Annotated in this window: 8 protein-coding genes and 1 pseudogene; all 9 read right to left on the reverse strand. The window is 66.8% G+C overall.

From position 1 onward, the window contains the following. The coding region (locus M7H19_RS01255; RefSeq protein ID WP_277068136.1) for a DivIVA domain-containing protein at positions 1-92 on the reverse strand (92 nt) is incomplete at its 3' end. Positions 93-141: 49 nt separating this feature from the next. Continuing rightward, complete coding sequence (locus M7H19_RS01260; RefSeq protein WP_298175991.1) at positions 142-411, reverse strand: YggT family protein; 270 nt, start codon at positions 409-411, stop codon at positions 142-144. A gap of 46 nt (positions 412-457) precedes the next feature. Next, positions 458-1,087: a cell division protein SepF gene (locus M7H19_RS01265; RefSeq protein ID WP_298175981.1), complete on the reverse strand. Its 630-nt coding sequence runs from the start codon at positions 1,085-1,087 to the stop codon at positions 458-460. A gap of 82 nt (positions 1,088-1,169) precedes the next feature. Continuing rightward, the gene (locus M7H19_RS01270) at positions 1,170-1,904 is read right to left on the reverse strand and encodes a YggS family pyridoxal phosphate-dependent enzyme (RefSeq protein ID WP_298175993.1); all 735 of its coding nucleotides are present in this window, start codon (positions 1,902-1,904) and stop codon (positions 1,170-1,172) included. Next, positions 1,901-2,605: a peptidoglycan editing factor PgeF gene (gene pgeF / locus M7H19_RS01275; protein ID WP_298175983.1), complete on the reverse strand. Its 705-nt coding sequence runs from the start codon at positions 2,603-2,605 to the stop codon at positions 1,901-1,903. Before pgeF ends, M7H19_RS01270 begins: the two co-directional genes overlap by 4 nt. Positions 2,606-2,674: 69 nt before the next feature. Continuing rightward, positions 2,675-4,000 (reverse strand): cell division protein FtsZ, encoded by a 1,326-nt coding sequence (ftsZ, locus tag M7H19_RS01280; RefSeq protein WP_298175985.1) that lies wholly within the window; start codon positions 3,998-4,000, stop codon positions 2,675-2,677. 239 nt (positions 4,001-4,239) lie between these two features. Then, positions 4,240-4,359: pseudogene (locus M7H19_RS01285) on the reverse strand (DUF664 domain-containing protein); the annotation flags it as partial. A 152-nt stretch (positions 4,360-4,511) separates the two neighbouring features. Further along, a complete protein-coding gene (locus tag M7H19_RS01290) occupies positions 4,512-5,168 on the reverse strand; it encodes an FtsQ-type POTRA domain-containing protein (RefSeq protein WP_298175987.1) in 657 nt (218 codons plus the stop codon). A 151-nt stretch (positions 5,169-5,319) separates the two neighbouring features. After that, on the reverse strand, positions 5,320-6,130 hold an 811-nt coding region (locus tag M7H19_RS01295), incomplete at its 5' end, for a cyanophycin synthetase (RefSeq protein WP_298175988.1).

Raw genomic sequence — 6,130 nt, forward strand, 5'->3', positions numbered from 1 at the left:
AACGCGTCCACCTCGTCCTCGTTGTAGCCCCGCTTGCCGATCGGAGGCTTGCTGAACGCGACGTTATGCACGTCAGCAGGAGTCAACGACATCAGATCACCTCACGCACTCCATGGCCTGCCGGTCCACCCGGGTTCCCCGTTACCCGGGAAGCGCCAGTTGCATTCCTATGAACACAACCAACAGCAGAACCATAATCGATAGGTCCAGCCCCACGCCGCCGATCCGCACGATCGGAATGATCCGTCGCACGAGTCGAACCGGTGGGTCGGTCACTGTGTAGATGGTCTCGAGCGTTACCGCAACCCCTCCGGAGGGACGCCAGTCACGCGCGAAGGCGCGCACGAGCTCCACCACGATACGCGCTGTGAGCAGCAACCAGAAGGCGAACAGCAGCCAATACAGAATCATGCGGACAGCGACCACGGCACCACTCTGCCACACCTTCCCCGCAGGCTCAGTGGCGGAGGAACAACCCACCCTCGGCGATTCGCCTGCGGTCCTCCGCCGTCACGTCGACATCCGGGGGTGAGAGCAAAAACACTTTGTTCGTGACTTTGTCCATCGAACCACGCAGAGCGAAAGCCAGGCCTGCCGCGAAATCCACCAGACGCTTGGCGTCGGCGTTCTCCATCTCCGTCAGATTCATGATGACAGGCGCCCCGTCACGGTACGCCTCACCGATCTCCCGCGCTTCCGCATAGCTGGTCGGGTGCAGCGTGATGATGCGGCTCAACGGGTCACGCGCCACCGAACCGCTCGTTTCCGGGGCCGGGTTCTGTTGCCCCAACTGACGCACCCTCGCAACGGGCTCAGGCTGCCGGTCCATGGCCAAAGACCCGTGCACGGCGGGCTCACCGCGCGAGGAACGCCGGGAACGGGCAGAGACGCTCTCAGCCTCTTCGAACTCGTCCATGACGCGGTAGCGAGGGCGTGACCTGCGTGATTGCGTCTCCTTGTACGCGGGCTCGTCGTAGGAGCCGTAGTCGCCGCCCTGATAGTCGCGCCGGTAGTCCTCGTCGAAGTCGTACTCGTCTTCGGCAGGGACCATCCCGAAGTAGGCCTTCAGCTTCTGCAGCGCGCTCATGCCTCTCCCTCGCCCTCCGCGGTCACGTGTTACGGCCCAACGACTCGGCCGAACAGTCTGACGCCGCTGTGGGTGGACCTTGCTAGGGCGAGGCTAAACCGCGACCGCCGAGCAACGCGGTTCCGACACGCACACATGTCGAGCCGTATGCGATCGCCTGGTCCAGATCTCCGCTCATGCCCGCCGAGATCTCGGTCGCTTCGGGATGGTCCCTCCGCAACCTCTCGGCAGCGGACGCCAGCCGTTCGAAGGCCGGTTCGGGATCGGCTCCGAGCGGAGCGACGGCCATCACGCCACGCAAGTGGAGATAATCACTCCTCTGAGCTATCGCGTCGGCGAGTTCACTAAGATCATCAACAGGGCAGCCGCCGCGCGACGGATCGTCGTCAAGGCTGGCCTGGACGAGCACGTCGAGCGGCCGATCCCGCTCACCGGCATCCAGTGCCGCCCGCACCGCTTTGGTGAGCGCGTCGGCCAGTCGGAGGGAGTCCACCGACTGCACCTCCGCGGCCCATCGCGCCACCGGCCTGGCTTTGTTGCGCTGCAACCGGCCGACCATGTGCCAACGCACATCGGTGTCCGGCCGAAGCTCTTCCACTTCACGCACCTTGGCCGCCGCTTCCTGATCGCGGTTCTCGCCGAGGTTGCGCACCCCGAGATCCAACAGAGCGGCGGCGTCGGCCGCGGGGAAAGTCTTCGTCACAGCGATGAGCCGAACCTCGTCCGACGAACGACCGACTCGCTGACACGCCCGCTCGATACGGTCGGTGATCTCCTTCAGCGCCGCGGCCAGTTCCTCCGCGCGCCGAGTGTTCACTGTTCCATCCACGTGACCGCCGCAATCCTTCCCGTCGGAGCATTCCTGCGGTGACTGAACAAGGTCTCGTCCTCCATCGTGCACCGAGGATCGACCCCGATCCGACCCACTCCGAGATCCGCCAGCTGTCGCCACAGTCCCGCCCTCAGGTCGAGAGCGGGACTTCCCTTCCTGCTCCGGCAGGCACTGCCGGGCAGATGCGCCTCCACGTCATCGGCCATCGACTTCGGGACCTCGTAGCATTCGCCACAGATCGCCGGTCCCAACAGCACCTCGACACGATCGGGACGCGCGCCGATCGAGCACATGGCCTCCAAGGCCGCCGGAACGACACCCACGCGAGCCCCTACCCTGCCCGCGTGGACGGCGGCCACCACACCGGCCTCCAGGTCTCCGAGCAGCACCGGGACACAATCCGCGACCAGCGCTACGAGCGCCACGCCGGGCCTGTCGGTGACGAGAGCGTCCGTGGCTTCGGCCGGGCCGGTCTCGGTGCCGTCGACGATCGTGACGGTGCGGCCATGGACCTGTTCCATCCACATCAGGCGGTCCTTGGACAAACCGAGTTCACGGGCCAGCCTGCGACGGTTGGCTTCCACGGCCTCCGGATCGTCACCCACGTGATCGCCCAGGTTGAACGAGTCGAACGGTGGCTTCGACCGCCCTCCTGCCCTGGTGGTCACCACCCGCCGAATGCGCACAACGGTCAACTCCTTCGACACCTGAAATCGATACCGGTGTCCGCGAGCTTAGTCCCGCCCGACAGGAACTCAGCGGCGCATGAAGGGTGGCACGTCCACGTCGTCGTCATCGTCGGAAGGGTCGTCGTTCACCGGGAACGCGCGACTGGGCAGGCTGCCGTGCATCCGGTGTGTCGTCGGCGACGGCGTCGACGACGGGTACCCACGGGAGGCGCCGTGGGACGGCGGCAACGAGCCGGACTGGCTCGCCCGCCCCGTGGACGGCTGCCGTCGCACCACGGGTGGCGTGGGATTGTCGGCGTCCCCCTGGGAGGCCCGAGCGCCGGAATCACGCTGCCCGCTCGCCGAGGAACCGGAGGTCGCGGTTCCGCTACCGCTCTGCGCGGAGTCACCGTTTCCGGTGCCACGCGTACTGAACGTCCCGGGGTCGAGCTTCTTGTGAGTCGGCGCGCCCGCGTCGAAGCCCGCCGCGATGACCGTGACACGGACTTCATCGCCGAGCGAGTCGTCGATGATCGTACCGAAGATGATGTTCGCTTCGGGGTGCGCGGACTCCTGGACCAACGAAGCGGCCTCGTTGATCTCGAACAACCCAAGGTCCGAACCACCGGCGATGGACAACAACGCACCGTGGGCACCGTCCATCGAGGCTTCGAGCAACGGTGAATTTATTGCCTTCTCCGCTGCTTGGACCGCACGACCCTCCCCTCGCGCCGACCCTATTCCCATGAGCGCGCTGCCCGCTCCGGACATCACGCTCTTGACGTCGGCGAAGTCGAGGTTGATGAGGCCGGGTGTGGTGATGAGGTCGGTGATGCCCTGCACACCGGACAGCAGAACCTCGTCGGCCGAACGGAACGCGTCCATGAGGGACACGCCGATGTCGCCGAGCTGCAGCAGCCGGTCGTTGGGGATGACGATCAGGGTGTCGCACTCGTTGCGCAGTGCCTGGATACCGTCCTCGGCCTGCCGGGCGCGGCGCTTGCCCTCGAACGAGAACGGCCGCGTGACAACTCCTATGGTCAAAGCCCCGAGCTTGCGCGCGATCTGCGCGACCACGGGAGCGCCACCGGTACCTGTGCCACCTCCCTCGCCCGCGGTGACGAAGACCATGTCGGCACCCTTGAGTACCTCTTCGATCTCCTCGCGATGGTCCTCGGCGGCCTTCTGTCCGACCTCGGGGGACGCGCCCGCACCGAGGCCACGTGTGAGCTCGCGGCCGATGTCCAGCTTGACGTCCGCATCGGACATCAGCAGAGCCTGGGCGTCGGTGTTCACCGCGATGAACTCCACACCCTTCAGGCCGACCTCGATCATGCGGTTCACGGCGTTCACGCCGCCGCCGCCGATTCCGACGACCTTGATCACCGCGAGGTAATTGTGCGGGGGCGTCATCGGTTGCCTTCCTGATCGTGGTGGTGCTGTCGTGCGTCGGCGCTGGATCGTCGACCGGTGCTGGATTCTCCGCCCAACTCTGAACCTGAAGTAGAGGTTCAAAGTTATGTCAACTTCCAACGTTGCTGACGGACCGTAGGCACACCGCAGCGCGGAATCCAGCAGGCACACGGCGTGTCGCAAACGTCTTTCGCCACACCCTGCCCCGAACGCGGTGACACCAGCGCACCCACCTCCGGTTACTCGTCCGTCCGACTATCGACCAGCTCGGTGAGAATGTCCAGGTGACCGGCGTGTCTTCCGGTCTCCTCGACCCTGTGCGCCAGTACGTACCGCCGGCTTATCGGGCCACCCCGAAAACGGAACCTCGGGACGAGGTTCATCCCTTCGATGAGCTTTCCGCCGCGTTCGCGTCGGAGCTTGCAGTCAGTCGACGGCGTAGCCGACGGCACGCTCGGTGACGCACGGAAACGGCGCACGGAACTTTCGTGCCCCGTCGATCTTCTTCGCCTCACGACACGGTGGGCAATTCCGGGCTCGACACGTCGTAGGCGCTGCCCTTCCTGGTCAGCAACACGTCCAGCACCTTCGCCTTGTACTCGTTCTGCTCCGCGTCACCCCACCTCACGACGCGCTCCTCGGTCAGCTCGAGCTCCACGCTGCCCGGCGTGACGGCCGTGGCCGACACCACCTGCTCGAACAACTCGGTGGGCAGCGCGGCGAGCACGGCGGTCACGGCCCTGGTCTCGTCATGGGCGGGACCGGGATCGAGCAGATCGAGCTTGGGCAATCCGTCGGGCGGCGCATCGAGGTGCTCGAACAACACCCCGGTCGAATCGACGAGCTCGACGCCCCCGCTGCTCTCGTGGTAGGCCACGGCCCTACGTTCGGTCACAGTGATCGTGATGGTCGAGGGCCACGAGCGGGACACGTCCGCCTCCGCCACACCGGGGAGCTCCGACACCCGCGCCGCGACCCGGTCGGTGTCCACCCGCACCATCGGATGGTCGATCGGGACATCCGCCACCGACCGCACCCGATCGGCCTCGACCTCGCGGACACCCACCACCTCGACCGTGCTCACCCCGAGGAACGGGGTGAACCACAGCAGATAACCCAGCGCGATCACCGTGAGCACACCCAGCACAGCGATGCGCCGCCGCTGCACCACCTGCTGCCGCGGCCGCGACCTGCCCCCACGTCGACGCGATTTCGCGCTTTTGCCCCGAAAAATCGAACGTGACGACGCCGGGGACGTCACCGCCGCCCGAAAGCGGCGGGACGCGCGCTGCTTCGTCGTGGCCACGACAGAAGTGCCCTCACCTGTCCCGGCGGTCCAGCTCGGCGAGCAGCTCAGGGCCAAGCTGGGTGACATCACCGGCCCCCATCGTCACCACCACGTCCCCCGGCTCGACCAGGTCGGCCACGAGTGAGGCGGCGCGGTCGAACGCGGGCTGGTAGTGCGCGTTCGCCCCACTGATGCGAGAGGCCACCAACTCACCGGTGACACCGGGCTCGGGCTCCTCCCTCGCCCCGTAGACGTCGAGGACCACGACCTCGTCGGCCAGTCCCAGAGCCTCCGCGAACTCGGTAGCGAACGCCTTGGTCCGCGAATACAGGTGTGGCTGGAACACCACGACGACCCGGCCACGGCCCGCGGCCTGCCGCACAGCCCGCAGCTGCGCTTCCACCTCCGTGGGGTGGTGCGCGTAGTCGTCGTAGACCCGCACGTCCTTCGCGCGGCCCTTGAACTCGAACCGCCTCCGCACGCCACCGAACGCGGCCAGGCCCTCCATGAGGCTGTCGGCGTCGGCACCGAGTTCGAGACCGGCCAGCAACGCGGCCACAGCGTTGAACGCCATGTGCTCGCCCGGGACGGCGACCCTCACCCGCAACTGCTCACCGCCGAGCATGATCCGCACGGTGCCGCCGTCCTCGCCGGGGCTGTAGTCGAGCACCCTGGCGTCCGACTCCCCGGTCGCGGCACGGCCGTAGCGGAGCACCCGCACCCCGTCCGCCTCAGCGCGGGTGGCCAGCTCCGAAGCGGCCTCGTCATCAGCACACACGATCAAAGTGCCGCCCGGCTCGATGCGTCGCACGAAGTCGTGGAACACCGCGTGGTAGGCATCC

The sequence above is a fragment of the Saccharomonospora sp. genome (assembly GCF_027317685.1).
GTDB lineage: Bacteria > Actinomycetota > Actinomycetes > Mycobacteriales > Pseudonocardiaceae > Saccharomonospora.